This is a genomic window from Streptomyces sp. NPDC102437, from assembly GCF_044765565.1.
GTDB lineage: Bacteria > Actinomycetota > Actinomycetes > Streptomycetales > Streptomycetaceae > Streptomyces.
Genome location: NZ_JBIWKI010000005.1, coordinates 198496 through 225298, shown reverse-complemented (window position 1 = coordinate 225298; position 26803 = coordinate 198496). Strand labels below are relative to the sequence as shown.

The following is a 26803-nucleotide window of genomic DNA, read 5'->3' as shown; positions in this document are numbered from 1 at the left end:
GGAACCAACCGCCCTGCCCGTCCGTACTGATACATAGCGGACGAGCAGGGCGGCGTCGTGCGTGCCGTGCACGTCATGACCAGGACCGAAGGGACCGGGAAGCGATGGGACCGATGGACCAGCAGCCGCCGGGAGGCGGTGACCAGTCCGCCGCCGCGGACGGCTCGCTCAGCTGCTACCGCCACCCCGGTCGCGAGGCGAACATCCGCTGCACCCGCTGCGAGCGCCCGATCTGCCCCGAGTGCATGATCGACGCCTCGGTCGGTTTCCAGTGCCCGGACTGCGTACGCCGGGGTTCCGGTACGGGTTCGGGTGCGGGCCACGGAGCGGCCGCCGGAAGACCGCGTACCGTCGCGGGCGGCGGCATCGCGGCCGATCCCCGCCTCGTCACCAAGATCCTGCTCGCCATCAATGTCGCCGTGTACCTCGCGGTGCTGGCGAGGGGCACCACGCTGGTGAACGAGCTGATGCTGTTCGGCCGGGCCCCGACCCACCACGGCGGTCCGCTCGAAGGCGTCGCGGCGGGCGAGTGGTACCGACTGGTGACGTCGATGTTCCTGCACCAGGAGGTGTGGCACATCGCGTTCAACATGCTGGGGCTGTGGTGGCTCGGCGGGCCGCTGGAAGCGGCGCTCGGCCGCGCCCGCTACCTCACGCTGTACATGGTCTCCGGCCTGGCCGGCAGCGCTCTCACCTACTGGCTCTCCGCGCCCGAGCAGGGTTCGCTCGGAGCCTCCGGGGCGATCTTCGGACTGCTGGGCGCCACCGCCGTGCTCATGCGCCGGCTCGACTACGACATGCGCCCGGTCCTCGCGCTGCTCGCGGTGAACCTGGTCATCACCTTCAGCCCCTGGGGCGGGATCGCCTGGCAGGCGCACGTCGGCGGTCTGGTCGCGGGCACGCTGATGGCGATCGGCATGGTGCACGCACCCCGTGAGCGGCGTGCGCTGGTGCAGTACGGCACCTGCGCCCTGGTGCTGGCGGCCGTGATCCTCATCGTCGTCGCCAGAACGGCTGCGCTCACCTGAGCGCTCATCGTCCCCGGAATCTTGTCCACAGCTGTAGTTGTCCACAGCGGGTACCGGATCTTGTGCATTCTGTGGGAACAGCTGTGCCCCTTGTCGCTGAGCTGGGTTTTCCAGCCGGGACAAGGGGCGTGCCGCTCCCTGATGGGGGAGACTGCAGTCACATCGGCGTCAACAGTCGGCGAGTTATCCACAGATCGTCTGACCTTTTCCCCCGCCTGTGGATAACGCTGTGGGTAACTCGAGGCAAGGGTTGCGGGACAGGGCCCCGCTGTGCAGCTACGAGCGCTGCGGTGCTGCTTCTGCTGCGGGCGCTACTTCCACTGTGTGGAGACGCCGAAGCCGCCGGCGATGAAGCCGAAGCCGACGACGATGTTCCAGTTCCCCAGGTCCTTGATCGGCAGATCGCCGTCGGTTACGTAGAAGACGACGATCCAGGCCAGACCGATCAGGAAGAGCGCCAGCATCACGGGCGCCACCCAGCTGCGGCTGGTCAGCTTTATGTTGGTTGCCTGCTTCGCCGGAGGGGGCGTGAAGTCGGCCTTCTTGCGGATACGTGACTTCGGCACGAGGAACTCTCCTGTCGATGCGCTGCGTGACCGCGCAGGGAACTGTGGCTGGCGCCGGGGCGGAGCCCGAGGGGAATACTGCCTCCCTCAGGCGTCCGTTAGCGTAGTGCTTCCCTGGCGTCGAAGGAGATAAGGGTACGTTGAGCAATTCTGCCGACTTCCCCCAAGGGCCGGTCCGGCGCACCTTCCGGAACCCGGCCCGCGTGCTCACCGCTGCCGTCTTCGCCCTCGCCGGACTGATCTTCGTCACCAGCGCCAACACGGCCAAGGGCACCAACATCCGCACCGATTCCTCGCTGCTGAAGCTCTCCGATCTCATCCAGCAACGCAGCAACAAGAACGCCCAGCTGGACGAGACCAACGCGGCCGTGCGCGACGACATCGACGCCCTCGTCGGGCGGGACGACGGCAGCACCAAGGCGGAGGAAGCCCGGCTCAAGGAGCTGGAGCGGGCCGGGGGCACCACGAAGCTCACCGGTCGCTCGGTGTCCGTCACCCTCAACGACGCCCCGCCCAACGCCACCGCCAACCCCGGCTACCCCGACCCGCAACCCAATGACCTGGTCATCCACCAGCAGGATCTCCAGGCGGTCGTCAACGCTCTGTGGCAGGGCGGCGCCCGGGGCATCCAGGTCATGGACCAGCGGCTGATCTCCACCAGCGCGGTGCGCTGCGTCGGCAACACTCTGATCCTCCAGGGCCGGGTCTACTCGCCGCCGTACAAGATCACCGCGGTCGGGGACCCGGGCAAGCTCAAGCAGGCGCTCAACGACTCCCCGGCGATCAGCAACTACCTGCTGTACGTGAAGGCGTACGGGCTCGGCTGGAAAGTCGACGAGCACGAGGCGGTGACTCTTCCCGGCTACTCGGGCACAGTGGACCTCCACTATGCGGAGCCCGTGGAGTAGCGAGCGGCTGTGGGGAGGCCGGCCAGTTGTCGGTGCGACTGATCGTCAGGACGTTCAGCGAACTCTGCATCACCGTCGGAGCCCTGATCGTGCTCTTTGTGGTGTACGTGCTGTTCTGGACCGGGGTGAAGGCGGCCGACGCGACCGAGGGGCAGATCGACGCCCTGCACAGCCGGTGGGCGCAGGGGCCGGTGTCCGCACCCGCGCCGCAGTCCTCCCCGGCGCCGGGGAAGCCGAAGGCGCCGAAGGAGTCCTCCGCCGCTTTCGCGATGATGTACATACCCCGCTTCGGCAAGGGCTGGGAGTGGCCCGTCCTGGAGAACACCGAGGTCAGAACCTTGCAGAAGGGTCTCGGTCATTATTCGGGCACCGCCCGCCTCGGTGCGACGGGCAATTTCGCGGTGGCCGGACACCGCCGTACGTACGGGGACCCGTTCAAGGACTTCCCGAAGCTGCGTCCGGGCGACGCGGTGTTGCTGACCGACGGGACGACGTGGTTCACGTACCGCGTCGACAAACGGCCCTACCGGACCGTGCCGAGCGACATCGGGGTCATCGACCCGGTTCCCCGCAAGTCCGGCTTCGACGGGCCCGGCCGCTATCTGACGCTGACCACCTGCGACCCCGAGTGGGGCAGCAGCCACCGGCTGATCGCCTGGGCCCACCTCGATGCCACCCGGCCCGTGTCCGAAGGCAAGCCGGCAGCTTTCCACAGCTGACCCACGCTTCTGCCCCAGCCCTTTAGTCTGGTCTCGTACCGAATGGAGGGGACAACATGTACGGCTGGATCTGGCGGCATCTGCCGGGCAACGCATGGGTGCGTGCGCTCATCTCGCTCGTGTTGGTACTGGCCGTTGTCTACGCGCTTTTCCAGTACGTCTTCCCCTGGGCGGAGCCGCTGCTTCCGTTCGGTGACGTGACGGTCGACGGCTCGACCGGGACGGAGGGCGGCCAGTGAGTGCCCGCATTCTCGTCGTGGACAACTACGACAGCTTTGTCTTCAACCTCGTCCAGTACCTCTACCAGCTCGGCGCCGAATGCGAGGTGCTGCGCAACGACGAGGTGACCACGGCACACGCCCAGGACGGCTTCGACGGCGTCCTGCTGTCGCCCGGTCCCGGCACCCCGGAGCAGGCGGGCGTCTGCGTCGAGATGGTGCGCCACTGTGCGGCGACGGGCGTCCCGGTCTTCGGGGTCTGTCTGGGGATGCAGTCGATGGCGGTGGCGTACGGCGGCGTGGTGGACCGCGCCCCGGAGCTGCTGCACGGCAAGACCTCGCAGGTGTCCCATGAGGGCGTGGGGGTCTTCGCAGGCCTCCCGTCCCCCTTCACCGCGACCCGCTACCACTCGCTCGCCGCCGAACCGGACACCGTCCCGGCGGAGTTGGAGGTGACGGCGCGGACCGCCGACGGGATCATCATGGGGCTGCGCCACCGTGACCTGCCGGTGGAGGGCGTGCAGTTCCATCCGGAGTCGGTGCTGACCGAGCACGGGCACCTGATGCTGGCCAACTGGCTGGCGCAGTGCGGCGACACAGGGGCCGTCGCGAGGTCGGCGGGGCTCGCGCCGGTGGTGGGCAAGGCCGTCGCGTGACCGAGCTCCGCCCCGAGCACGACGCCGATCAGGACGGTCCGTACGAGCAAGGTGCGTACGGGGCCGCAGGCGCGTTCGAGGCGGCGGTCGACCGGCTGACGGACCCGTTGAACGATCCGCTGCCGCACTCCTCGCCGTGGTTCAGAGCGGGCAGTGGCTCGGGCGGGTCGGCCGAGGCACCGGCGGCGGGGCAAGGACAGCACCGCGCCCCGGACTTGCCGGCACAGCCGCAACCGGGGGCGGCCCAGCCACAGGCGGCACACGGGGCGCAGGGCCACCAGGGTGCTCCGCAGGAGTGGTACGACCCCGAGGGGTTCGAACGGGACTGGTACGGGCAGCAGGCGGCCGTACCGACGCCTGTGCCGGCACCCATTCCGGCACCGGCACCTATGCCTGCACCCGTGCCGACGCCCATGCCGGGTCCTGTTCCGGAGCAGTCCACTCCGGAACAGTTGACGCAGCCTCTCGCCGTTCCCTTCCCGGTCCATGACGAGACGATCGGCCTGCGGACGGACACCCGCCGCCCGGCCGGCCGCGCGACGCCGACCCGGCGGCTGCGTCCGGGTCCGGGGCCCGATCCTGACCCGGCCCCGGATTTCGATCTCGCGAGCGACGCGGATCGCTTCGAAGACCCCGCGACAGGCCCCCGGTCGGCCCCTGTCGGGGACTCCGACGCCTCCGGTGCGGAGCCGCGCACCGGAGGCCGCGCCGAGCGCCGCCGCGCCGCCAAGGGGCGGGGCCGCCGCCGTACCGATCAGCGGCCGGAGGCCGTGGCGACGGCCGCCACACAGGCCGACAAGCCGATGTCGCGCGTGGAGGCACGGCGTGCGGCACGTGCGGCCAAGGACAGCCCGGCCGTGGTGGCCAGCCGCGTCACCGGCGAGCTGTTCATCACGCTCGGCGTGCTGATGCTGCTGTTCGTCACCTATCAGCTCTGGTGGACGAATGTGCGCGCCGACCAGTACGCCGGCAAGGAGACCCACAAGATCCAGGACGACTGGGCGAAGGGCGACCGCGACCCCGGCGTGTTCGAAGCGGGGCAGGGGTTCGCCATCATCCACATCCCCAAGCTGGATGTGGTCGCTCCGATCGCCGAGGGCATCAGCAAGGAGAAGGTCCTCGACCGGGGCATGGTCGGCCACTACAGCGAGGGCGCGCTCCGCACCGCGATGCCCTCGGGCAAGCGGGGCAACTTCGCCCTCGCCGGTCACCGGAACACGCACGGTGAGCCGTTCCGGTACATCAACCGGCTGAGCCCCGGCGATCTGATCGTGGTCGAGACACAGGACGCGTACTACACGTACGAGACGGCCAGGACGCTGCCGCAGACGTCGCCGTCCAATGTCTCGGTGATTGATCCGGTGCCGCGCGGTTCCGGGTTCGACGGGCCGGGCCGGTACATCACTCTGACGACCTGTACGCCGGAATTCACGAGTACGTACCGTTTGATCGTCTGGGGCAAGATGGTCGACGAACGACCGCGCAGCGAGGGCAAGCCCGACGCGCTCGTGGGCTGAATCATCATCACGACAGGGGACGGGTGCGGTGACAGCGAGGACCGAGCACGAAGAGCGAACCGGTGAGTCCGCTCCCCCGCCCCGGCGCGGGGGCCGCCATCCCGTCGCGACCGCGGTCAGCCTCTTCGGTGAACTCCTGATCACCGCGGGCCTGGTGCTCGGACTCTTCGTCGTCTACTCCCTCTGGTGGACGAACGTGCTCGCCGACCGCGAGGCCACCAAGCAGGGCCACACCGTCCGCGACCGCTGGGCGGGCGGACCGGGCGCGCTGGACACGAAGGACGGCATCGGCTTCCTGCACGTCCCGTCGATGAAGAACGGCGAGGTGCTGGTCAAGAAGGGCACCGACACCGAGAACCTCAACAACGGCATCGCGGGCTACTACACGGACCCGGTGAAGTCGGCTCTCCCGTGGGACGAGAAGGGCAACTTCACCCTGGCCGCCCACCGCGACGGGCACGGCGCCAAGTTCCACAACATCGACAAGGTGAAGACCGGGGACGCGGTCGTCTTCGAGACCAGGGACACCTGGTACGTCTACAAGGTCTTCAAGGAGCTTCCCGAGACGTCGAAGTACAACGTCGACGTGTTGCAGGCGGTCCCGAAGGGCTCGGGTGCGAAGAAGCCCGGCCGCTACGTCACGCTGACGACCTGCACGCCGGTCTACACGTCGAAGTACCGCTACATCGTGTGGGGCGAGCTGGTGCGTACGGAGAAGGTGGACAAGGACCGTACGAAGCCGGAGGAGCTGCGCCGCTGACAGATGTCCCGCCGCAGCCCTCGGCGGGCACACGGCGGACCACGTTCCTGGCGCGGATGCCCGACGACCATGACGAAGGGCCCCGGCCGCCATACGGCGGCCGGGGCCCTTCGTCATGGTGTGTCCGGGTCAGCCTCGTCTGCCGGACGGGCCGCCGAAGATGTTTCCGTCTCCGCCGCCCGGCATGGTCTGGACGTTGACCGCGCTGTTCTTGTCGACCTGCTGGCCCGTGTTGGGCTGGAAGGCGATGACCTTCGCCTTGTCGTCATTCGGCCCCTGCACCTGGCCGAGCTGCAGACCTGCCCCGGCGAGCAGGGCCTTCGCCTCACCGAGCGTCTTGCCCTGGAGATCCGGAACCGAGGTTTGCTCCGGCTGCTGCGGGCCCTTCGAGACCGTCAGCACGATCTGGGCGGTCAGCGGCTGCGCCGAGTCGGCGGGCGGCGTCTGGCTGATCACCTGGTTCGCCGGCTTCTCCGAATCGACGTCGGTCCTGGAGATGTTGGTGAAGCCCAGGCCGTTGAGCTGGGCCACAGCGGCGTTGTAGTCCCGGTCGGCCACGTTCGGCACCTTCTGGGTGGCCTGCTTGGCGACCGTGATCGTGACTTCGGAGTTCTTCTCGGCCTTCGAGTTGCCCTCGGGGTCCTGCTTGATGACCGTACCGGCGGTCTTCTCGGACTCGACCGCGGTGACGTTCACCGTGAAGCCCTTGGCTTCGAGGTCCTTGCGGGCCGTCGCCTCGGTCTTCTCCACGACGTCCGGGACATCGACCTTGCGTGCCCCGGTGGAGACGACGACCGTGACGGTGTCGTTCTTCGCGATCTGCACGTCGGGGGTCGGGGTCTGGCTGCAGATCTTGCCCTTGGGCTGCTCCTCGCACGGCTCGCGCGAGCCGATCTTCAGGACGATCTCGGCGTTCTCCGCGAGTTTCTCCGCTTCCTTCACCGTCGAGCCGACCATGTTCGGCGCATCGAACTTGTCGCCGTCGCTGTTGCGGTCGCTGAACACCGACTGGCCGATCAGGATCGCGCCGATGAGTACCAGGACACCCGCGACGATCAGCAGGATCGTCGAGGTGTTGCTCTTCTTCTGGCGGCGGCGGTCAGGGCGGTCGTCGTAGCCGTAGCCGCCGTCGTCCGGGTTGACCGGGGGCAGCATGGACGTGGGCGCGCCGTTCTGGTCCGCTGCGCGCAGCGCGGTGGTCGGCTGGTCGTTGCCGTATCCGCCGTAACCGGCCACGCCCATCGCCGCAGTGGCGGCGACCGGCTGGCCGTCGAGGCACGCCTCGATGTCGGCGCGCATCTCGTCGGCCGACTGGTAGCGGTAGTCGGGGTCCTTGACCAGGGCCTTCAACACGATCGCGTCCATCTCGGGCGTGATCTCGGGGTCGAAGTTGCTGGGCTTCTGCGGCTCTTCCCGTACGTGCTGGTAGGCGACCGCGACCGGTGAGTCACCGATGAAGGGCGGCCGTACCGTCAGCAGCTCGTAGAGCAGACAGCCGGTCGAGTAGAGGTCGGAGCGCGCGTCGACCTGCTCGCCCTTGGCCTGCTCCGGGGAGAGGTACTGGGCGGTGCCGATGACGGCGGCGGTCTGGGTCATCGTCATTCCGGAGTCGCCCATGGCGCGGGCGATGCCGAAGTCCATGACCTTGACCTGGCCGGTGCGCGTCAGCATGACGTTCGCCGGTTTGATGTCGCGGTGGACGATGCCGGCGCGGTGCGAGTACTCCAGCGCCTGGAGGATGCCGACGGTCATTTCGAGGGTGCGCTCGGGCAGCAGCTTGCGGCCGGAGTGCAGGAGCTCTCTGAGCGTCGACCCGTCGACGTACTCCATCACGATGTACGGGATGGAGACCCCGTCGACGTAGTCCTCGCCGGTGTCGTAGACGGCGACGATCGCCGGGTGGTTGAGCGAGGCGGCGGACTGGGCCTCACGGCGGAACCGGGCCTGGAAGGACGGATCGCGGGCCAGATCGGCCCGGAGCGTCTTCACGGCTACGGTGCGGCCGAGCCGGGTGTCGTGTGCGAGGTAGACCTCGGCCATGCCACCACGGCCGAGCACCGAGCCCAGCTCGTACCGGCCGCCGAGGCGACGCGGCTCTTCCATAACAGTTCCAGCCCTCTCCGTCAGTCCCGACCGCACCGGTGTGTGGTCCGGCGGTGTGCTGCTCGCGCATACGCTACCGGCCGCGCACTACCTGATCGGCCCGGAGTGCGGACCTGATACCTGACCGGTATCCCGATGTGCAGGTAGGGCACCCGATGTGATGGGCATCACTTCTTGCTGTCGATGACCGCCTTCATCACGTCCCGTGCGATCGGCGCGGCCAGGCCGCCACCGGAGATGTCGTCGCGGTTGGCCTGGCTGTCCTCGACGACCACGGCGACGGCGACCGGGGAGCCGCTGTCGGTCTTGGCGTACGAGATGAACCAGGCGTACGGGTTCTTGCTGTTGTTCAGGCCGTGCTGGGCGGTACCGGTCTTGCCGCCGACAGTGACGCCGTCGATGAGGGCGTTGGTTCCCGTGCCGTTCTTGACGACGGTCTCCATCATCTGCTGGAGCTTCTGTGCGTTCTCACCCGAGAGGGGCTGGCTGAACTGCTCCTTCTCGTGGGTGTAGATCGTGTCCAGGTTGGGGGCCTGGCGCTCGGCGACCATGTACGGCTGCATCAGCTTGCCGTCGTTGGCCACGGCCGCGGCGACCATCGCCATCTGGAGCGGGGTCGCGCGGTTGGACGCCTGGCCGATGCCGGCCATGGCGTTCTGCGGACGGTTGTCCTTGGGGTAGACGCTGGCGTCTGCGCGGACCGGGGTGAAGATCTCCTTGTTGAAGCCGAACTTGCCGGCTTCGTCGATCATCTTCTGGTTGCCGAGATCGTCGCTGATCTTGCCGAATACGGTGTTGCAGGACCACCGCAGCGCTTCCCGGAGCGTGGCGTTCTCGCAGGGGATGTTGCCCTCGTTCGCCAGGTTGCCGGTGGTCAGCGGGAGCCGCCAGGGCAGCGGGGACTTGGTGGGCTCGTCGATGCCGGTGTACAGCCCGTTCTCCAGGGCCGCGGCGGCGGTCACGACCTTGAAGGTCGAGCCGGGCGGGTAGGTCTCGCGCAATGCCCGGTTGAGCATCGGCTTGTCCTTGTCCTTCAGGAGCTGCTGCCGGGCCTTGCTGTCCTTGTCGGAGTTACCCGCGAAGACCGACGGGTCGTACGACGGGGTGCTCACCAGGGCCAGGATGGCGCCGGTCTGCGGGTCGAGCGCGGCCACGGCGCCCTTCTTCTTGCCGAGCCCCTTGAACGCGGCCTTCTGCGCGGCGCCGTTCAGGGTGGTGACGACGTTGCCGCCCTGCTGCTTGTCGTTGGTGAACATCGACAGGGTGCGGTCGAAGAAGAGCTGGTCGTCGTTGCCCGTGAGGATGCCGTCCTCCAGGCTCTCCAGCTGCGAGGCGTCGAAGGCCTGCGAGGAGTACCCGGTGACGGGCGCCCACATGGGGCCGTTCTTCCAGACCCGCTTGTACTTGAAGTCGCTGCCCTTGGTCTCGACGGACCCGGTGACGGGGTTGCCGTCGACGATGATGTTGCCGCGCTCGTGGGCGTAGCGCTCGATACGGACGCGACGGTTCTCGTCGCGGCTGTTCAGTTCGTCGGCGCGGACGTACTGGAGGTAGTTGGTTCGTACGAGCAGGGCGAGGATGAGGATGCCGCAGAAGATCGCGATCCGGCGCAGAGGCTTGTTCACGGTCGGACCACCTGGGTCATCTCGGCGTCGGGGGACGGTGCGGGCGCAGGTGCGGGACGGCGGGCGGTGTCGCTGATCCGGATCAGGATGGCGATCAGTGCCCAGTTGGCCAACACGGACGAACCACCGTACGCGAGGAACGGCATGGTCATACCGCTGAGCGGGATGAGCCCCATGACACCGCCGGCGACCACGAAGATCTGGATCGCGAAGGCTCCGGACAGCCCGATGGCGAGCAGCTTGCCGAAGGGGTCACGGGCGGCTAGCGCGGTGCGTACGCCGCGCTCGATGATGAGGCCGTAGATCAGCAGAACGGCCATCATTCCGGCCAGGCCCAGCTCCTCACCGACGGTGGAGAGGATGAAGTCGGCGTTGGCCGCGAACATGATCAGGTCCGAGTGGCCCTGGCCCAGTCCGGTGCCGAGCGTGCCACCGGAGCCGAACGACATCAGCGACTGGGCGATCTGGTCGCTCTGCTCCATCGTCGCCTTGGCGAACGGGTCGAGCCATGCGTTCACACGGGACTGCACGTGCGGCTCGAAGGAGGCCACACCGACCGCGCCCACCGCGGACATCAGCAGACCGAAGACGATCCAGCTGGTCCGCTCGGTCGCGACGTACAGCATCACGACGAAGAGGCCGAAGAACAGCAGCGAGGTGCCGAGGTCGGTCTCGAAGACGAGGATCAGGATCGACAGGGCCCAGATGGTGATGATCGGGCCGAGGTCACGCCCGCGCGGCAGGTACATCCCCATGAAGCGGCGGCTGGCCAGCGCCAGTGCGTCACGCTTCACCATGAGATAGCCGGAGAAGAACACCGCGATCAGGATCTTGGCGAACTCTCCCGGCTGGATCGTGAACGGGCCGAGGCTGATCCAGATCTTCGCGCCGTTCACCGCCGGGAAGAACATGGGCAGGATCAGCAGGACCAGCGCCACGGCCATCGAGATGTAGGTGTAGCGCTGCAGGATGCGGTGGTCCTTGAGGATCACCAGCACGGCGACGAAGAAAGCGACGCCGATCGCCGAGTACAGCAGCTGCTTGGGGGCGTCCGGGCTGTATTCCCCGTACAGAAACTCCGCACGCTGGATCAGTCGCTGCGACTGGTCCAGCCGCCAGATCAGCACCAGCCCCAGGCCGTTGAGCAGGGTGGCGAGCGGGAGCAGCAGCGGGTCCGCGTACGGCGCGAACTTGCGCACCACGAGGTGGGCGACGCCGCCGAGCAGGATGAGTCCCGCGCCGTATCCGAACATGCCGGACGGGAGCTTGCCGTCGATGGCGAGCCCGACATTGGCGTAGGCGAACACCGAGATGGCGATGGCGAAGCCCATCATCATCAGCTCGGTGTTGCGACGGCTCGGTGCGTCGATCGCGCCGATCGTGGTCGTGTTGGTGACAACGCTCATGGTGCTGAAGGCCCCCTACGGCTTACTGCTTACCGCACTGCGGGACCAGCTTTTTCTCTTCCTCCGAGAGGCTGGGACCAGGAGTGGGAGTTTTGGTCGGCTTGGTCTTGGCGGCATCGGACGTCTTGGCGCCGCTGGATGTTTTGGCGGCGTCCGTACCCGGTGCCTGGCCCTCGTCGGCGCTGGCCTTCTCGGCGGCACGTCGTTCGGCGTTCTTCTTGCAGGCGGACGCCTGGACGGAGAGTTCCTCGATCTTCGCGCGGGCGGCGTTGAGGTCCCCCTCGGGGATGGTCGCCTCGACCTTCTTGCGCTGGTAGACCGGGAGGTACTTGAGTTCGATCTCGGGGTGGTCCTTCTCGACCTTCGAGAGCGAGACCCAAGCCAGGTCCTGGTTGATGCCGCGGAACAGCGTGACGTGTTCGTTCTTCGCGCCGATGTAGAACTGGTTCTGGGTCCAGCGGTAGCCGCCGTAGAGGCCGCCACCGACGACGGCGAGCGCCAGCACGGTGTACAGGGATCTCTTCAGCCACTTGCGGCCGCCGCCGGGCTTCACGAAGTCGTCGTCGGTGTACGCGTCGAAGGAACCGTCGGGCATCCCGTCGTAGCCGCCGCCGACAGCGTCACCGCTTCCGGGCGGGCCGAAGCCCCCCGCGGGCGGTGGTACGGGGCGGCCGAGGCCGGCCGCCCGTCCGGCGGGGGTCTGCATGGCGGCCGTGCTCTCGGCGTCGCTCATCTGCGCCGCCTGGTTCTCGGCGACCGCGCCGACGATGACCGGGGTGTCGCTGAACTGTGCGGCCAGGGTGTCGTTGCTGTCGACGTCGAGGACGTCGGCGACGATGCAGGTGATGTTGTCGGGTCCGCCGCCGCGCAGGGCGAGCTGGATCAGCTCCTGGATGGTCTCCTGCGGACCCTGGTAGCTGGCGAGAGTCTCTTCCATCGTCTGGTGCGAGACGACGCCGGACAGGCCGTCGGAACAGATCAGATAGCGGTCGCCGACCCGGACCTCGCGGATGGAGAGATCGGGTTCGACGTGGTCGCCGCTGCCCAGTGCCCGCATCAGCAGGGCGCGCTGCGGGTGGGTGGTCGCCTCTTCCTCGGTGATCCGGCCCTCGTCGACGAGCCGCTGCACCCAGGTGTGGTCCTGGGTGATCTGGGTGAGCACGCCGTCGCGCAGCAGGTACGCGCGGGAGTCGCCGACGTGGACGAGGCCGAGGCGCTGGCCGGTCCAGAGCAGGGCGGTGAGCGTGGTGCCCATGCCCTCCAGCTGGGGGTCCTCCTCGACCATCATGCGCAGTTGGTCGTTGGCCCGCTGGACCGCGGTACCGAGCGAGGTGAGGATGTCCGAGCCCGGGACGTCGTCGTCGAGCTGGACGAGCGTGGAAATCACCTCGGAGCTGGCGACCTCGCCGGCTGCCTGGCCGCCCATGCCGTCGGCGATGGCGAGAAGGCGTGGTCCGGCGTAGCCGGAGTCCTCGTTGCCCTCCCGGATCATGCCTTTGTGCGATCCGGCGGCGAAGCGCAAGGAAAGACTCATGCGCACCTCGCCCGTCGGCTCGGGGTACAGCCGGTCTCGAGCCACACTGCCCACCCTCCGGTCGGGAGCCGGGCGGGGTCCGTTGCCCGGACTGCCGCGGCTCGCTCGCTCCGCTCGCTCATTGTCGTATTACTTCCGCAGCTCGATGACGGTCTTGCCGATCCGGATCGGCGCGCCCAGCGGAACGGGTGTCGGGGTGGTGAGTCGGGTCCGGTCGAGATACGTGCCGTTGGTGGACCCGAGATCCTCGACGATCCATTGGCCGTCACGGTCGGGGTAGATCCTGGCATGCCTGCTGGACGCGTAGTCGTCGTCCAGCACGATCGTTGAATCGTGCGCCCGGCCCAGCGTGATGGTCTGCCCCTGGAGCGCCACCGTGGTGCCGGTGAGGCTGCCCTCGGAGACGACCAGTTTTGTGGGTGCCCCCCGGCGCTGGCGGCCCGGCTGCTGGCGTTGCTGCGGCGGCGCCGCAGCATTCTGGCGTGCCTGTGGAGGCCGCGCGTCGTTCGCAGTGCGGCGTGAGCCGCGCTGCGTGACGCGCGTTCCGAACAGGTCACTTCGAATGACCTGGACGGCCACGATCACGAACAGCCACAGAACAGCCAGGAAACCTAGCCGCATGACCGTCAGGGTCAGCTCTGACATTGCCCCCGCTTCACCCTTCGGCTTGCCGGTAAACGATGGTGGTGCTGCCCACGACGATCCGCGAGCCGTCGCGGAGCGTAGCGCGGGTGGTGTGCTGCCCGTCTACCACGATGCCGTTGGTAGACCCGAGATCCTGGATCGTCGAGGGCGTTCCGGTCCGGATCTCACAGTGCCGACGCGATACGCCGGGGTCGTCGATCCGCACGTCGGCGTCGGTGCTGCGTCCCAGCACCAGCGTCGGGCGGGAGATCTGATGGCGGGTGCCGTTGATCTCGATCCAGCGTCGCACCTGCGCGTTCGGCAGGGGGCTGGGCCCGGCCGGCGGGTGCCGGTCGGTGCTGGGGGATCCGGCCCGGCCGGCGCCCGGCGGCGGGGCCGCGGGCATGGGCGGGGCGGAGCTGGGCGGGTATCCGTAGCCGCCGGTGGGCTGCGCGGACCGGCCCGGACCCGGGTAGGGAGGCTGGCCCTGCGGTCCCTGGCGGCCCTGGGGGTCCTGCTGTGACGAACTCGACGCCAGGGTGCGGCTGCGTACCCGGTAGAGCCCGGTGTCGAGGTCGTCGGCCTTCTCCAGGTGGACCTTGATGGGGCCCATGAAGGTGTACCGCTGCTGCTTGGCGTAGTCGCGGACCAGCCCGGAGAGTTCGTCGCCCAGCTGGCCGGAGTACGGGCTGAGCCGCTCGTAGTCAGGGGTGCTGAGCTCGACGATGAAGTCGTTGGGGACGACGGTCCGCTCGCGGTTCCAGATCGTCGCGTTGTTGTCGCACTCGCGCTGGAGGGCTCCCGCGATCTCGACCGGCTGGACCTCGGACTTGAAGACCTTGGCGAAGGTGCCGTTGACCAGACCTTCGAGACGCTGCTCGAAACGCTTCATGACTCCCATGGGGCACCTCCTCCGTTGTAGTCGTCCCTGTACTGCTTACTGATCGTATCCACGCGTCGGGAAATCGGCTGGTTCCCCTTGTCTGCCCTGTGGATGAGTGTCACCTCTCACACGGATCGTAGAGGCGGCCTCCTCACAGTGTCCCGCACCCGGGGTGCACAAAGGAGGAGTGGGGGCGACTGCTCGGCGTTCCCGCTTCCCTCCAGTCGGCCGGTGAAACAACGGATGTGAATCCACCCTGTCCAGCGTGCTAATCTTCCGGATGTCGCCAGGCGCTCGCACCAAACAGTGAGAGAGTCTGGAAACACCACTCTTGCGCGAGTGGCGGAACGGCAGACGCGCTGGCTTCAGGTGCCAGTGTCCTTAGGGACGTGGGGGTTCAAATCCCCCCTCGCGCACAAGAAGGAAGCCCCACAGGCCAACGGTCTGTGGGGCTTCTTCGTTCCCGGGATTTGGTTCGGGGTCTGGCTCGGGGACTGGCTCGGGTTTCGTCGGGTTCCGGTTCGGCTCGGTCGCGCGTTTTTTCTTGCGCTCCGTTTCCGTCGCGGATTCTGGTTTCACGTGAAACGTCTGGTTTGAGGCACTCTGTGGTTTGGCCGAGCTGCCGGGCTGCTGGGTTGTCGGGCTGCTGGGTCAGGGTTGCAGTGGCTGTGGGGCGGGCGTGGAGGCGTTGCCGGCCGAGTTGTAGCGCAGCAGGTACTCCGCGAACCGGGCGAGATCTTCCTCGGTCCAGTCCGCGAGGCGTTCCCGGTAGGCCGTACGGCGGCTGGCCTGGGTGGAGGCGAGGGCCTGGGTTCCGGCGGCGGTGGGGTGCAGCACCTGGATCCGGTGGTCATCGGGATCCGGGTGGCGCTCGACCAGTCCCAGTTTCTCCAGGGTGGCGATCTGTCGGCTGACCGTGGATTTGTCCAGCATGTAATGCGCGGCCAGATCCGTCGCGCGGCAGCCGTGCCGGTCTTCGATGTGCGCCAGCAGCGTGTACGAGACCAGGGGGAGCTCCGGGTGGAGGCGGGCCGCTGCGGCTCGCGCGCGGCGCGCGAAGGCGGTCAGCTCTCGCTGGATGACGTCCAGCGACTCCTCGCGTTCTTCGGGGGTGCCTGGCACTGTTCCGCCTTCCGTTACGCGGTCCTCGACTTTCAGTTGTATAGTACAACGAGTTGAGAGTTGTAAAAGCCAACTATTCGAGCTGCTCGTGGCCAGCGCGTCCTCGGACACCAGCGCCACGGTGGTCGAGAAGGTGTTCACCAAGGTGGCCGCCGGACAGGGTGACCCGCTGAAGGTGACGGACACGGCGCCGACCGCGGACGGTGATCCGACCGGCCAGGGCATCTTCTTCCTGCTGGTCGCGGTGAGCATCGGTTCGTACGCATCGGTCGCCGTCATCGGCGGTGCGGGCGCCGTGCTGGCGCTGCGGATCAGGGCCGCGCTGGCCGTTGCCGCGTCGCTGGTGGTGAGCCTGATCGGCGTGGTGTTCGCGGGGCCGTTGTTCGGCCTCGTGGACCACGGGCTCGGCAGTCTGTGGGCGATGGCCTGGCTGTACTCCGCGGGCATCCTGCTGATCGGCGTCGGACTGCACACCTTCCTCAAGCGCTGGACGACGCTCGCCCTGATCGTGCTGTTCGTGATGCTCAACTTCACCAGCTCCGGCGGTATCTTCCGGCCCGAACTCCAGCCCGGCTTCTTCGCCTCGCTGCACTCCTTCTGGAACGGTGCGGGCTTCGTCGAGGGCGTACGCAGCCATGTGTACTTCGGCGGGCACGGGCTCGGCGGACATGTGCTGGTGCTCGCGCTCTGGTTCGTGGTGGGCCTGGCCCTGACAGGTCTGGCGGGGCTGGCAGAGTCGAAGTGGCGGAAGGCCGCGGTGGAGGCGGCAGCGGCCGGCACCGGAGCCGGTGTCATCGCCGGTTCCGTCGAGGCCGGCGGAGCGCACGGGTCCAAGCACGCCGCCAGGACCGGGGCCGAGATCGGGACCGAAGCGGGCGACGCGGAGGAGATCCAAGAAGAGATGGAAGAGACCGTCGGTGTCTGACCAGGACGGATCGTTGTCCACAGGTCGCAAGGCGGGTTTTCCACAGGAACAGACGGCTTTCGGTCGACGGCGGTACCTTCGTCGCAATTGATCTGCTGATCTGCGACAGGGCGTCGGGCCAGAAGCGCAGGACGAGAGCGGGGGAGGCTGCGCGCCATGGGTGACATCGAAGCGGCAGTGCTGGTTCAGCGGGCTGCGGCAGGTGATCCGCGGATTCCGGTCGTGCCCGGATTCGCGCGGCGGGCGTCCGCGGCGGGCGGGGGCGCGGCACAGTCGCCGAGGGCGGCGGGCAAGGCACTGCGGGAGCGGGTGCCCAGGGCCTCGCACTCGCTCCTGGACCTTCCGGCCGGGCGGCCCGATGCGGTGCGGGCGGTCGAGGAATCGAGCCGAGGCAGGGTGCCCGCGCTCGCCCCGATACGGGTGGGGCGGATGGCGGCCACGCCCTTTGCCTTTCTGCGCGGTTCGGCCGGGCTGATGGCTCATGACCTCGTGGGTACACCGGTCAGCGCGGTGGGCGCCCAGCTCTGCGGCGATGCGCACGCGGCCAATTTCGGGCTGTACGGCGATGCGAGGGGCAGCCTGGTCATCGATCTCAATGACTTCGACGAGACCGTGTACGGCCCGTGGGAGTGGGACCTCAAGCGTCTGGCCACCTCGCTGGTGCTCGCGGGGCGCGAGGCCGGGGCGGCCGAGGACACTTGCAGGCAGGGCGCGTACGACACGGTGGGCGCGTATCGGCGGACGATGCGGCTGCTGGCCAAATTGCCCGCGCTCGACGCCTGGAACGCCATCGCGGACGAGGAGTTGGTCTCGCACACGGACGCGCGGGATCTTCTCGGAACCCTGGAGCGGGTCTCGGAGAAGGCCCGTAACAACACCAGCGCCCGCTTCGCGGCCAAGTCCACCGAGGATTCCGGGGACGGCGGACGCCGCTTCGTCGATGCGCCGCCGGTGCTGCGGCGGGTGCCGGACGAGGAGGCCGCGGCGGTCGCTGCGGGGCTCGGTGACTATCTGGGCACGCTCTCGGAGGACCGGGTTCCGCTTCTGGCGCGGTACGCGATCCACGACGTGGCGTTCCGGGTGGTCGGCACCGGGAGCGTCGGCACCCGGTCGTACGTGGTGCTTCTGCTCGATCACCGCGGCGAGCCCCTGGTGCTCCAGGTGAAGGAGGCGCGGCCCTCCGTGCTGGCGCCGTACTTGCCGGCGGTCGGCTTCGATGTGCCGGAGGTGGCGCACGAGGGGCGCAGGGTGGTGCTCGGACAGAAGCGGATGCAGGTCGTCAGCGACATCCTGCTGGGCTGGGCGACGGTGGACGGGCGTGCGTTCCAGGTGCGGCAGTTCAGGAACCGTAAGGGCAGCGTGGATCCGGCGGCGCTGGCGGCCGATCAGGTCGACGACTACGGCCGGATGACCGGTGCGCTGTTGGCACGGGCCCATGCGCACAGCGCGGATCCGCGGCTGATCGCGGGCTACTGCGGCAAGAACGAGGAACTGGACGAGGCGGTGGCGGCGTTCGCGGTGACCTACGCGGACCGTACGGAGGCGGACCACGCGGAGTTGGTGCGGGCCGTCGGGTCGGGGCGAATAGCCGCCGAACTGGGCGTCTGAGGGGCATCGGGCCGACCGCGCGTCCTCGGGACGTGAGCGGTGGCCATACGCTGGACGGGTGACCCACGAAGCCGCCGGGGTGCCGACCACCCGGAACGACGATGACCGGCAGGACAACGACCGGCAGGACGACGACCGGTGGCGCGAGCAGCATGCCCGGAACGAGCCGCTTGAGCAGCACCGCCAGGGCGAGCCGCTTGAGCCGGTCGGCCGGTCGGCCGATGCCGGTCCGGAGACCGGTGCCGACGACGGTTCCGGCGCTGCTGCGGGAAGCGCCGGTGCCGACGGTGGCGGTGCGAGTGGTCGTGCCGGGGACGAGCGGCCCGAGGCCCGGCTCGCGAGGGCGGTCCGGGTGGCTGAGCAGGCGCTGATCGAGTTCGAGATCGCGGTGGAGACCTTCCGGGTCGAGGTCGAGAACTTCTCCCGGCTGCATCACCAGAAGCTCGGGCCCATGTACGCCCGCCTCGACGAGCTCGATGCGCAGATCGCGGAGGCCCGGGCCGCCAGGACGGGCGATCCGGAGGACATCCGCAAGGCGCAGGAGGCCCGGTCGATCGTCATGCCGATGCCTGGCGTCGACGAGCTGTTCCACGACTGGATCGACTCCGACGGGCTGTCCCCCGAGGCCGCGGCGATGCTGACCGAGCAGCCGGTTCGGCCGCCCAAGCGGGTCCGGCCGACCGAGGAGGCGCGCAAGCTCTACCGCGACCTGGCACGCCAGGCCCACCCGGACCTGGCGCAGGACGAGACGGAGCGGGCCCGCCGGGACGAGTTCATCGCCCGTGTGAACGCCGCATACGGGCGGGGGGACGAGGCGCTGCTGATGGAGCTGGCGCAGGAATGGGCGGCAGGTCCGGTGGCCCCGGAGGCGGAGCTCAGCGAGAGCGAGGAGCTCTACGCCCGGCTGAACTGGCTGACTCAGCGCAAGGAGCTCTTGACGGTGCTCGCCCAGGAACTGGAGGAGGGCGCGATCGGGGCCATGCTGCGGATGGCGCCGGACGATCCGGACCGGCTGCTCGACGAGATCGCCGAGCAGTTGCTGGGCGACGTCGCGCAGCGCGAGGCTGAGCTGGCGGGCTTGGTGCAGTAGCGTTCCAGGTGACTCTGGCGCGTACGTACGAGAGAAGGCATGACCCATGAATTTCGCCCCGCTGCCCTCGGTGGACGTCGCGGCGGTTCCGTCGGACGGCTTCGTGCTGGACGTCCGGGAGGACAACGAGTGGGCGGCCGGGCACGTCGAGGGCGCCTTGCACATTCCGATGAGTGACTTCGTGGCCCGCTTCGGGGAGCTGACCGAGGCCGCCGAGGACGGCCGACGCGTGCACGTCATGTGCCGAGTCGGTGGCCGGTCGGCCCAGGTCACCCAGTACCTGGTGCAGCAGGGCATCGACGCCGTGAACATCGACGGCGGGATGCTCGCCTGGGACGGCGCCGGACGCCCGATGGTCACGGACAGCGGCACCCCGGCCTTCGTGCTCTGATCGGAGGGACGTTCCGGACTGGCGAAACGCCCCGGGCCGGAGAGCCGTTCTTGGCCGGGGAACCCCAGGCGGAACGGTTCCCCTGTCTGGGGCGGCTCTGTAGTCGGTCGGCTGTCAGCCGGCTGTTGGCCGGTCTGATCATCGTTCGGCCGGTGTCAGCCGAGGAGGTGCGCGGCCAGCAGGCTGCCCAGCGCCTCCTCGTGTGCCGCCGCCGGGCCGAGGGACAGCTCGATCTGCTTGGCCCAGGCATGAAAGCGGTGCAGCGGGTAGTCCGTGTCCGCCCCGAAGCCGCCGTGCAGATGCTGTGCCGTCTGCACGACGCGGCGTACGCCGTCCGACGCCCAGATCTTCGCCACGGCGATGTCGCCCTCGGCAGGAAGCGCCCCGTCGGCCCCGGTGGAGATCCGCCAGGCCGCCTGCCAGAGCGTCACTTCCATGGCCCGCAGGTCGATGTACCGGTCCGCGGCCTGTACGGCGACGGACTGGAACGTCGCCACCGGGAAGCCGAACTGCTCGCGCTTGCCGGTGTATTGGCTCGTCATGGCGAGCACGGCCTCACCCAGGCCCAGTGCCAGCGCGCACGTTCCGGTGGTGAGGAGGGCGCGCAGCCACTCCCAGGCCCCGGCGCCGTCGATCAGCGCGCGGTCGTCGATTTGTACCGACTCCAGCCGGACCTCGGCGAACCGTTCACCGCTGGTGGAGACCTGCTCGGCCAGAGTGACACCGTCCTGGGCGGGCTGGACCAGGGCGACGACGGGCCGGCCCTCGTCCGTGCGGGCCGGAATCGCGATCCAGTCCGCTGCCTGCGCCCACGGCACCGCCGACTGCATCCCGTCGAGCACCCGGCCGGATGTCGCCTTCCGGCGGGCCTTGACGGCGAGTTCGGCCGGATCGTGGCCGGAGCGGCCGTTGTACCCGGCGGTGAGGACCAGTTCGCCGCGGCCTACCCGAGGCAGCAACTCGCCGGCCAGCCCCGGGTCCCCATACCGCTGGAGCGCCATCGCGACCGCGCAGGTCTCCAGCAGTGGCACTCTCGCGAGCACCTTGGCGGACTCGCGCAACACCAGGCAGAGCGCGACGAGATCGAGTCCGGCCCCGCCGTGCTCCGGCAGAAGAGTCAGGCTCAGCAGGTCGCTCGTCGCCAGCCCGGCCCACAGCGGGCGGTCGATGTCCTCGGCCACCGCGCCCGGCACGAGAGCGGGGCTGGGAACCCCGTCCGGTGCGACTCCCGAGAAGACTGCTCGCGCTGCCTCCGCGGCTGCCTGCTGTTCCTCGGTGAAGGTGAAGTCCACTGTCCTGGCCTCCCGTTGACCGATGACCGCCCGAATCTGACGAGCCGTCAAGATAGAACAGGTTCTACGAGAAGGGAACAGAGGAGGAGCGGCGACGGGGTCGCTCAGCGGTCGAAGTCGAGCTCCACCTCCGGTGTGACCGGATGCGACTGGCAAGCCAGCACATAGCCCGCGCCCGTTTCCTCGGGCTCCAGCGCGAAGTTGCGGTCCATCCGCACCTCGCCCGAGACCAGGAACGCCCGGCAGGTCCCGCACACCCCGCCCTTGCAGGCGTACGGTGCGTCGGCACGGCTGCGCAGCACCGTTTCCAGCAGCGACTCGCCCTCCTCCACGGGCCAGGTGCCGGAGCGGCCGTCCAGGGTGGCGGTGAGACGGCTGTGAGCGGGGGATTCGATCCGGGGGCGGGCGGATGCGCTCGGGCCCTCGTCCACATGGAAGATCTCCTGGTGGATGCGGGTCCGGTCGACGCCCAGGCCGCGCAACGCCCGGTCCGCGGCCAGGACCAGCCCGAACGGCCCGCAGAGGTACCAGCCATCCACCTCGGCCATCGGAAGCAGCGCGGGCAGCAGCTCGGTGAGACGGTCCTGGTCCAGCCGCCCGGAAGGAAGGCCGGCCTGCTGCTCCTCCCGGGAGAGCACCGTGACCAGCTGGAACCGGTCCGGGTAGCGGTCCTTGAGGTCGGCGACCTCGTCCAGAAACATCGTCGAGAGCGCTGTCCGGTCACTGCGGATCAGGCAGAAATGGGCGTCGGGTTCCCGCGCCAGGAGCGTGGTCGCGATCGACAGCACCGGGGTGATTCCGCTGCCCCCGACGATCGCCGCGAAGTGCCCGGCGCGGGGCGCCAGCACGAAGCGGCCCATCGGGGACATCGCCTCGACCACGTCACCGACGGCGAGTTCCTTCAGCGCGTACGTGGAGAACGCTCCGCCGTCGACGAGCCGGATGCCCACCCGCAGCGCCGGGTCGTGCGGCTCCTCGACGGCCGGGGAGCAGATCGAGTACGAGCGGCGGATCTCCTCGCCGTCGACCGTGTACCGCACGTTGAGATGCTGGCCGGGCTTGTGGCGGAAGGTCTCGCGCAACTCGGGCGGCACGGCGAGGGTGACGGCCACCGAATCGTCCGTGAGCCGTTCGATGGCGCGGACCCGGAGCGGATGGAACATCTACAACTCCTTGAAGTGGTCGAACGGTTCGCGGCACGTCACGCAGCGGCGCAGCGCCTTGCAGGCGGTCGAGGAGAACCGGCTCAGCAGCTCCGTATCGGTCGAGCCGCAGTGCGGGCAGCGCACCGAGAGCGTGAGTGGAACCGGGCCGCCGGCGGGGGCCGTGACATCGTGCGGGCGCGGGGGCGCTATGCCGAACTCCGCCAGCTTGCGCCGCCCTTCCGCGCTGATGTCGTCCGTGGACCAGGCCGGGGAGAGCACGGTGACCACGGAGACCTCCGGTATGCCGTGGTCGTGCAGAACCCGCTCGATGTCCGAGGACATGGCCTCGATCGCGGGGCAGCCCGTGTAGGTCGGGGTGAGACGCACGGTGACCTTGCCGGGGGCGAGGACGTCCACGCCCCGGAGCACACCCAGCTCGTCCAGGGTGAGCACGGGTAGCTCGGGGTCGGGCACGGAGCCCGCGAGGCGGAGCAGCTCCTCCTCCAGGAGCATCTCGGTCACCATGACGCCCCCGGGTGGCTGCGATGCAGGTGCTGCATCTCGGCGATCATGCGGCCGAAGGGTTCCGTGTGGATGCCCTGGCGCCCCGCGCCCGCCGTCCACGCCCCGGTCTGCGTACCGGCCGGCAGCGTCAGAGTGGCCCGGTCCAGCACCGCGGAGACGGACTCCAGCCAGCCGCTGCGCAGCGACTGCCAGTCGATCTCCACGCCCTCGACGGGTTCGAACAACTCGCCGGTGAACCGCCAGAGGGCGTCCACCGCGCGCTGCATCCGGTCATGGCTCGCGTCCGTGCCGTCGCCGAGCCGCAGCGTCCAGTGCTCCGTGTGGTCCTGGTGGTACGCGACCTCCTTGACGGCCTTCGCCGCCAGACCGGCGAACGCGCTGCCGCCCGAGGCGAGCTGCTCGTACAGCAGTCGCTGATAGGTGGAGAAGTAGAGCTGGCGGGCGATGGTGTGGGCGAAGTCGCCGTTCGGCTGTTCGACCAGCTGGACGTTGCGGAAGGCGCGCTCCTCGCGCAGGTACGCCAGCTCGTCCTCGTCGCCTGCCATGGTGAGGAGCACCCGGGCCTGGCCCAGCAGGTCCAGGGCGATGTTGGCCAGGGCCACTTCTTCTTCCAGCACGGGCGCATGGCCCGCCCACTCCCCCAGCCGGTGCGAGAGCACCAGCGCGTCGTCGCCCAGGGCGAGGGCCGCGGTCACAGGTGCTTCACCCCTTCCGGGATCTCGTAGAACGTCGGATGCCGGTACGGCTTGTCGGCGGCCGGCTCGAAGAAGGAGTCCTTCTCGTCCGGGGACGAGGCCGTGACCTGTGCGGACGGGACCACCCAGATCGAGACGCCCTCGGAACGGCGGGTGTACAGATCGCGCGCGTTGCGCAGAGCCATCTCAGCGTCCGGGGCGTGCAGGCTGCCCGCGTGGGTGTGGGAAAGGCCGCGGCGGGAGCGCACGAACACCTCCCACAGTGGCCATTCGGTCGAGCTGCTCATGCTGTCGCCTCCCCGTTCCTTGCTGCTGTGTGCGTCGATGTGTGCTTCTCGGCGTAGGCAACCGCCGCGTCCCGGACCCAGGCGCCCTCCTCGTGCGCCCGGCGGCGCTGGGTGAGGCGCTGCTCGTTGCACGGGCCGTTGCCCTTGAGGACCTCCTGGAACTCCTTCCAGTCGATTGCCCCGAAGTCGTGCTGTCCGCGCTCCTCGTTCCACCGGAGGTCCGGGTCCGGGAGGGTGAGCCCCAGTGCCTCGGCCTGCGGGACGCAGATATCCACGAAGCGCTGCCGCAGCTCGTCGTTGGAGTGGCGCTTGATCTTCCAGGTCATCGACTGCGCCGAGTGGGCCGAGGCGTCGTCCGGCGGGCCGAACATCATCAGGGACGGCCACCACCAGCGGTTCACCGCGTCCTGCGCCATCTCGTGCTGCGCCGGGGTGCCCCTGCTGAGGGTGAGCAGCAGCTCGTACCCCTGGCGCTGATGGAAGGACTCCTCCTTGCAGATCCGGACCATCGCCCGGGCGTACGGGCCGTAGGAGCAGCGGCACAGCGGCACCTGGTTGGTGATCGCGGCGCCGTCCACGAGCCAGCCGATCGCGCCGACGTCCGCCCAGGTCAGCGTCGGGTAGTTGAAGATCGATGAATACCTCTGGCGGCCCGCGTGGAGCTTGTCGAGCAGCTCCTCGCGGCCGGTGCCGAGGGTCTCCGCCGCGCTGTACAGATAGAGGCCGTGGCCCGCCTCGTCCTGCACCTTGGCCATGAGGATCGCCTTGCGGCGCAGCGAGGGCGCGCGCGAGATCCAATTGGCCTCCGGCTGCATGCCGATGATTTCGGAGTGGGCATGCTGGGCCATTTGCCTGACCAGCGAGGCGCGGTACGCATCGGGCATCCAGTCGCGTGGCTCGATGCGCTCGTCCGCAGCCACTGCGGCGTCGAATGCCGCCTCCAGGGCCTCGTCCGCCCCTTCGGGCCTGTCCGCTCCCGCCTGCGCTGTCTGGTCCGCAGTCACTGCCGCCATCCCGGACTCCCTACCGACCGATCGTTCGGTTCAATGTCTTCAATGGTGAGTCGGTGGCCCGTAGGGTGTCAACCCTGTGGATAACTGACCGGGGATCGACGGGGATCGGGGCGGGATGGATTCGTACGACGACAGGGGCTCCGAGAGCGGGAACGGGACCGCCGAGGGCGGGAACCGGAGGGCCGAGCCGGAGCCGGACCAGCGGGCGGACGAGCCTTCCGATGCTGGTCAGGCCCTGGAGGCAGCTCCTCGTGAGGGGATGGCCGCACTGTCTCTTCCCTACCAGATCGTTGCCGCGATAGCACTGTCGGTCATCGGCCTGGTCGCCTGTGGACATCTGGTCATGGTGTTTCTGCACGTCGCGCCCTCCAACACCCTGACCAAGCAGCACGGCGAAGCGGTCGACGAGTGGGTCTATCCCGAGTTCGAGCAGAACTGGAAGCTCTTCGCCCCGAATCCGCTACAGCAGAACATCGCCGTTCACGTACGAGCGGAGATAGCCGGCCCCGATGGGCGCCGCACCACACCCTGGATGAGCCTTTCCGGCGAGGACGGCAAGGCGATACGCGGCAATCTCCTCCCCAGTCACGTCCAGCAGAACGAACTCCGCCGCGGCTGGGACTTCTACCTCAGTTCCCACGACAACCAGAACCGCGCCAACGGCCTTCGAGGCGAGCTCTCCGAGCGCTACATCCGCCGCATCGTGATGCTGCGCCTCGGTGAACACGACTACGGCGGCACCGTCGAGCGCATACAGGTCCGTTCCGAGGTGCGGTCCGTCGCGGCGCCCGCGTGGAGCGAGGAGAAGATCAGCACGCGGCCGTCCTACCGGGTGCTGCCGTGGTGGACGGTAACTCCCGCGGACCTTCCCAAGGGCACCGAGGGGGCGGACAAGTGAGTACGGCCATTCTCGACCGCAAGGCTGACAACAAGCTCGCCCGCGGTATCCAGCACGTCACCTCCACGGCCCTCGGCCGGTATCAGAGTGCCGTCATCCGGATCGGCTTCTCGGCCACCTATCTGTTCTTCCTGCTGCGCGAGCTGCCGCACCGCCACGAGATGTACGGCCCCGACGCCCCGTGGCGCTGGGACATGGCGCAGCAGCTCATATCCGGCAACCAGTCGTTCACCGCGCTCATGTGGTCGGACAGCACCGTCTGGTTCGAGGTCGTGTACGCGGTCGCGCTGATATCCGCGGCGCTGCTGATGGTCGGCTGGCACACCCGGGCCACGTCGGTCCTCTTCATGGCCGGGGTGCTCTCACTGCAGAACCGCAGCATCTTCATGGGCGACGGCGGCGACAACGTCATCCACCTCATGGCGATCTATCTGGTGCTCACGCGCTGCGGGCAGGTCTGGTCGCTGGACGCCCGGCGGGCGGCGCGGCAGGCGCGCGCGGAAGCGGATGGGGCGCGGAGCCCGGTGCTCGGCAATCTGGCCGGCCCGGTGCTCTGGGCGGTGCTCGGCCTCGTGCTGATCGTGGCCAGTGTGACGGACGGGCTCGGCGGTACCTGGTGGCTGCCGACTCTGCTCTGGTTCCTGTGGGTCGGCGAAGGCGCCTGGTGGGCCGTGAACCGTTACGCACCGCAGAGCCAGTCGCGCACGCTGCTCGATGTAGTCGCCAATCTCGCCCATAATGCGACCCTCGTCGTGATCATGGCCGAGGTCTGTCTGATCTACGCCACCGCGGGGTGGTACAAGATCCAGGGCTCGCGGTGGCAGGACGGCACGGCGCTGTACTACCCGCTCAAGCTCGACTACTTCACGCCCTGGCCCGGACTGTCGGACATCCTCGCCGCCAATTCCGTGATGGTGATGGTGCTCACCTACGGCACGGTCATCGTCCAGGTCGCGTTTCCCTTCACCCTCTTCAACCGGCGGGTCAAGAACGTACTGCTCGTCGCCATGATGCTTGAGCACGCCGGCATCGCCCTGCTGCTCGGGCTGCCCTTCTTCTCCATGGCGATGATCGCCGCCGACTCCGTCTTCCTGCCGACCGTCTTCCTGGTCTGGCTCGGCGGCCGGGGGACGCTGGCCCGCGAGCGGCTGTTCCCGGTCAGTACCGAGATTCCCGGTCAGCGGCGTGGCGACGACGACGAGGAGGCCCCGCAGCACAGCGGCGACGGGGGCCATACGCTCGTCGGGTGAGTAGTGAGAGCGGCA

The 26803-nt window shown here is 68.7% G+C and carries 26 protein-coding genes, 1 tRNA gene and 1 pseudogene; 14 read left to right on the top strand and 14 right to left on the bottom strand.

The window, feature by feature from the left end; translation table 11 throughout:
* Positions 1-113 precede the first annotated feature (113 nt).
* Positions 114-1028 carry a rhomboid family intramembrane serine protease gene (locus ACIRJP_RS09280; protein ID WP_404170473.1) on the top strand — a complete coding sequence of 305 codons (915 nt, stop codon included), beginning with the start codon at positions 114-116 and terminating at the stop codon, positions 1026-1028.
* Between the two features lie 311 nt (positions 1029-1339).
* On the opposite strand, the gene crgA is transcribed toward ACIRJP_RS09280, so the two are convergent.
* A complete protein-coding gene (crgA, locus tag ACIRJP_RS09275; RefSeq protein WP_093548084.1) occupies positions 1340-1594 on the bottom strand; it encodes a cell division protein CrgA in 255 nt (84 codons plus the stop codon).
* A gap of 140 nt (positions 1595-1734) precedes the next feature.
* On the opposite strand from crgA, the gene ACIRJP_RS09270 reads away from it, so the two are divergent.
* Genes ACIRJP_RS09270 through ACIRJP_RS09245 form a run of 6 tightly spaced genes read left to right on the top strand, consistent with a single transcriptional unit; the run spans position 1735 to position 6372 of the window.
* Positions 1735-2502, top strand: coding sequence for a DUF881 domain-containing protein (locus tag ACIRJP_RS09270; protein WP_404170265.1), 768 nt, complete (start codon positions 1735-1737; stop codon positions 2500-2502).
* Positions 2503-2528: 26 nt separating this feature from the next.
* Positions 2529-3221 (top strand): class E sortase, encoded by a 693-nt coding sequence (locus tag ACIRJP_RS09265; RefSeq protein ID WP_404170262.1) that lies wholly within the window; start codon positions 2529-2531, stop codon positions 3219-3221.
* A 56-nt stretch (positions 3222-3277) separates the two neighbouring features.
* Positions 3278-3460, top strand: coding sequence for a hypothetical protein (locus ACIRJP_RS09260; RefSeq protein ID WP_266914546.1), 183 nt, complete (start codon positions 3278-3280; stop codon positions 3458-3460).
* Entirely contained in the window at positions 3457-4095 is a 639-nt protein-coding gene (locus tag ACIRJP_RS09255) for an aminodeoxychorismate/anthranilate synthase component II (RefSeq protein WP_388583783.1), read from the top strand. The genes ACIRJP_RS09260 and ACIRJP_RS09255 overlap by 4 nt, the downstream gene beginning before the upstream one ends.
* Positions 4092-5612 carry a class E sortase gene (locus tag ACIRJP_RS09250; protein ID WP_404170258.1) on the top strand — a complete coding sequence of 507 codons (1521 nt, stop codon included), beginning with the start codon at positions 4092-4094 and terminating at the stop codon, positions 5610-5612. Before ACIRJP_RS09255 ends, ACIRJP_RS09250 begins: the two co-directional genes overlap by 4 nt.
* Positions 5613-5640: 28 nt before the next feature.
* Positions 5641-6372: a class E sortase gene (locus ACIRJP_RS09245; RefSeq protein ID WP_404170255.1), complete on the top strand. Its 732-nt coding sequence runs from the start codon at positions 5641-5643 to the stop codon at positions 6370-6372.
* Between the two features lie 129 nt (positions 6373-6501).
* Here the strand turns inward: ACIRJP_RS09245 and pknB are convergent, their stop codons facing one another.
* The 6 genes from pknB to ACIRJP_RS09215 all read right to left on the bottom strand — a co-directional run bounded on the left by pknB (position 6502) and on the right by ACIRJP_RS09215 (position 14565).
* Positions 6502-8475 (bottom strand): Stk1 family PASTA domain-containing Ser/Thr kinase, encoded by a 1974-nt coding sequence (gene pknB, locus ACIRJP_RS09240; RefSeq protein WP_404170252.1) that lies wholly within the window; start codon positions 8473-8475, stop codon positions 6502-6504.
* A gap of 167 nt (positions 8476-8642) precedes the next feature.
* Positions 8643-10100, bottom strand: coding sequence for a penicillin-binding transpeptidase domain-containing protein (locus ACIRJP_RS09235; protein WP_404170249.1), 1458 nt, complete (start codon positions 10098-10100; stop codon positions 8643-8645).
* Entirely contained in the window at positions 10097-11506 is a 1410-nt protein-coding gene (locus ACIRJP_RS09230; RefSeq protein ID WP_404170246.1) for an FtsW/RodA/SpoVE family cell cycle protein, read from the bottom strand. The genes ACIRJP_RS09235 and ACIRJP_RS09230 overlap by 4 nt, the downstream gene beginning before the upstream one ends.
* Positions 11507-11528: 22 nt before the next feature.
* A complete protein-coding gene (locus tag ACIRJP_RS09225) occupies positions 11529-13040 on the bottom strand; it encodes a Stp1/IreP family PP2C-type Ser/Thr phosphatase (RefSeq protein WP_404170243.1) in 1512 nt (503 codons plus the stop codon).
* 129 nt (positions 13041-13169) lie between these two features.
* A complete protein-coding gene (locus ACIRJP_RS09220; protein WP_072487556.1) occupies positions 13170-13685 on the bottom strand; it encodes an FHA domain-containing protein in 516 nt (171 codons plus the stop codon).
* Between the two features lie 10 nt (positions 13686-13695).
* Positions 13696-14565 (bottom strand): FhaA domain-containing protein, encoded by an 870-nt coding sequence (locus ACIRJP_RS09215; RefSeq protein WP_404170239.1) that lies wholly within the window; start codon positions 14563-14565, stop codon positions 13696-13698.
* A 315-nt stretch (positions 14566-14880) separates the two neighbouring features.
* On the opposite strand from ACIRJP_RS09215, the gene ACIRJP_RS09210 reads away from it, so the two are divergent.
* Positions 14881-14963: transfer RNA gene (locus ACIRJP_RS09210), tRNA-Leu, on the top strand.
* A gap of 235 nt (positions 14964-15198) precedes the next feature.
* Here the strand turns inward: ACIRJP_RS09210 and ACIRJP_RS09205 are convergent.
* Positions 15199-15669, bottom strand: coding sequence for a MarR family winged helix-turn-helix transcriptional regulator (locus ACIRJP_RS09205; RefSeq protein WP_404170236.1), 471 nt, complete (start codon positions 15667-15669; stop codon positions 15199-15201).
* Positions 15670-15748: 79 nt separating this feature from the next.
* Here ACIRJP_RS09205 and ACIRJP_RS09200 point away from each other — a divergent pair.
* The 4 genes and pseudogenes from ACIRJP_RS09200 to ACIRJP_RS09185 form a co-directional block, all read left to right on the top strand.
* Positions 15749-16594: pseudogene (locus ACIRJP_RS09200) on the top strand (hypothetical protein); the annotation flags it as partial.
* A 156-nt stretch (positions 16595-16750) separates the two neighbouring features.
* Positions 16751-18202, top strand: coding sequence for a DUF2252 domain-containing protein (locus tag ACIRJP_RS09195; protein WP_404170233.1), 1452 nt, complete (start codon positions 16751-16753; stop codon positions 18200-18202).
* Positions 18203-18260: 58 nt separating this feature from the next.
* Complete coding sequence (locus ACIRJP_RS09190) at positions 18261-19292, top strand: J domain-containing protein (protein ID WP_404170230.1); 1032 nt, start codon at positions 18261-18263, stop codon at positions 19290-19292.
* A gap of 46 nt (positions 19293-19338) precedes the next feature.
* A complete protein-coding gene (locus tag ACIRJP_RS09185; protein ID WP_351253971.1) occupies positions 19339-19683 on the top strand; it encodes a rhodanese-like domain-containing protein in 345 nt (114 codons plus the stop codon).
* 155 nt (positions 19684-19838) lie between these two features.
* On the opposite strand, the gene ACIRJP_RS09180 is transcribed toward ACIRJP_RS09185, so the two are convergent.
* The 6 genes from ACIRJP_RS09180 to paaA all read right to left on the bottom strand — a co-directional run bounded on the left by ACIRJP_RS09180 (position 19839) and on the right by paaA (position 24640).
* Positions 19839-20975: an acyl-CoA dehydrogenase family protein gene (locus ACIRJP_RS09180; protein ID WP_404170227.1), complete on the bottom strand. Its 1137-nt coding sequence runs from the start codon at positions 20973-20975 to the stop codon at positions 19839-19841.
* Positions 20976-21079: 104 nt separating this feature from the next.
* A complete protein-coding gene (locus ACIRJP_RS09175; protein WP_404170224.1) occupies positions 21080-22138 on the bottom strand; it encodes a 2Fe-2S iron-sulfur cluster-binding protein in 1059 nt (352 codons plus the stop codon).
* Positions 22139-22645, bottom strand: a complete 507-nt coding sequence (gene paaD, locus ACIRJP_RS09170) for a 1,2-phenylacetyl-CoA epoxidase subunit PaaD (protein ID WP_404170221.1) — start codon at positions 22643-22645, stop codon at positions 22139-22141.
* Positions 22639-23340 (bottom strand): 1,2-phenylacetyl-CoA epoxidase subunit PaaC, encoded by a 702-nt coding sequence (gene paaC / locus ACIRJP_RS09165; protein WP_404170218.1) that lies wholly within the window; start codon positions 23338-23340, stop codon positions 22639-22641. Before paaC ends, paaD begins: the two co-directional genes overlap by 7 nt.
* Complete coding sequence (gene paaB / locus ACIRJP_RS09160; RefSeq protein ID WP_266731391.1) at positions 23337-23627, bottom strand: 1,2-phenylacetyl-CoA epoxidase subunit PaaB; 291 nt, start codon at positions 23625-23627, stop codon at positions 23337-23339. Before paaB ends, paaC begins: the two co-directional genes overlap by 4 nt.
* Positions 23624-24640: a 1,2-phenylacetyl-CoA epoxidase subunit PaaA gene (paaA, locus tag ACIRJP_RS09155; protein WP_404170215.1), complete on the bottom strand. Its 1017-nt coding sequence runs from the start codon at positions 24638-24640 to the stop codon at positions 23624-23626. The genes paaB and paaA overlap by 4 nt, the downstream gene beginning before the upstream one ends.
* Positions 24641-24755: 115 nt before the next feature.
* Here paaA and ACIRJP_RS09150 point away from each other — a divergent pair, with 115 nt between their 5' ends.
* Together ACIRJP_RS09150 and ACIRJP_RS09145 are read left to right on the top strand one after the other, a co-directional pair.
* Positions 24756-25538: a DUF5819 family protein gene (locus ACIRJP_RS09150; protein WP_404170212.1), complete on the top strand. Its 783-nt coding sequence runs from the start codon at positions 24756-24758 to the stop codon at positions 25536-25538.
* Positions 25535-26788, top strand: a complete 1254-nt coding sequence (locus ACIRJP_RS09145; protein WP_404170209.1) for an HTTM domain-containing protein — start codon at positions 25535-25537, stop codon at positions 26786-26788. The genes ACIRJP_RS09150 and ACIRJP_RS09145 overlap by 4 nt, the downstream gene beginning before the upstream one ends.
* Positions 26789-26803 lie beyond the last annotated feature (15 nt).

What these genes read in the sequence shown, in the direction of transcription:
- ACIRJP_RS09225 (WP_404170243.1), bottom strand. Translation starts at nt 13,040, where the DNA reads ATGAGTCTTTCCTTGCGCTTCGCCGCCGGATCGCACAAAGGCATGATC.
- ACIRJP_RS09150 (WP_404170212.1), top strand. Translation starts at nt 24,756, where the DNA reads ATGGATTCGTACGACGACAGGGGCTCCGAGAGCGGGAACGGGACCGCC.
- ACIRJP_RS09195 (WP_404170233.1), top strand. Translation starts at nt 16,751, where the DNA reads ATGGGTGACATCGAAGCGGCAGTGCTGGTTCAGCGGGCTGCGGCAGGT.
- ACIRJP_RS09175 (WP_404170224.1), bottom strand. Translation starts at nt 22,138, where the DNA reads ATGTTCCATCCGCTCCGGGTCCGCGCCATCGAACGGCTCACGGACGAT.
- ACIRJP_RS09185 (WP_351253971.1), top strand. Translation starts at nt 19,339, where the DNA reads ATGAATTTCGCCCCGCTGCCCTCGGTGGACGTCGCGGCGGTTCCGTCG.
- paaD (WP_404170221.1), bottom strand. Translation starts at nt 22,645, where the DNA reads ATGGTGACCGAGATGCTCCTGGAGGAGGAGCTGCTCCGCCTCGCGGGC.
- ACIRJP_RS09220 (WP_072487556.1), bottom strand. Translation starts at nt 13,685, where the DNA reads ATGTCAGAGCTGACCCTGACGGTCATGCGGCTAGGTTTCCTGGCTGTT.
- paaB (WP_266731391.1), bottom strand. Translation starts at nt 23,627, where the DNA reads ATGAGCAGCTCGACCGAATGGCCACTGTGGGAGGTGTTCGTGCGCTCC.
- ACIRJP_RS09230 (WP_404170246.1), bottom strand. Translation starts at nt 11,506, where the DNA reads ATGAGCGTTGTCACCAACACGACCACGATCGGCGCGATCGACGCACCG.
- ACIRJP_RS09260 (WP_266914546.1), top strand. Translation starts at nt 3,278, where the DNA reads ATGTACGGCTGGATCTGGCGGCATCTGCCGGGCAACGCATGGGTGCGT.
- pknB (WP_404170252.1), bottom strand. Translation starts at nt 8,475, where the DNA reads ATGGAAGAGCCGCGTCGCCTCGGCGGCCGGTACGAGCTGGGCTCGGTG.
- ACIRJP_RS09215 (WP_404170239.1), bottom strand. Translation starts at nt 14,565, where the DNA reads ATGGGAGTCATGAAGCGTTTCGAGCAGCGTCTCGAAGGTCTGGTCAAC.
- ACIRJP_RS09280 (WP_404170473.1), top strand. Translation starts at nt 114, where the DNA reads ATGGACCAGCAGCCGCCGGGAGGCGGTGACCAGTCCGCCGCCGCGGAC.
- paaA (WP_404170215.1), bottom strand. Translation starts at nt 24,640, where the DNA reads ATGGCGGCAGTGACTGCGGACCAGACAGCGCAGGCGGGAGCGGACAGG.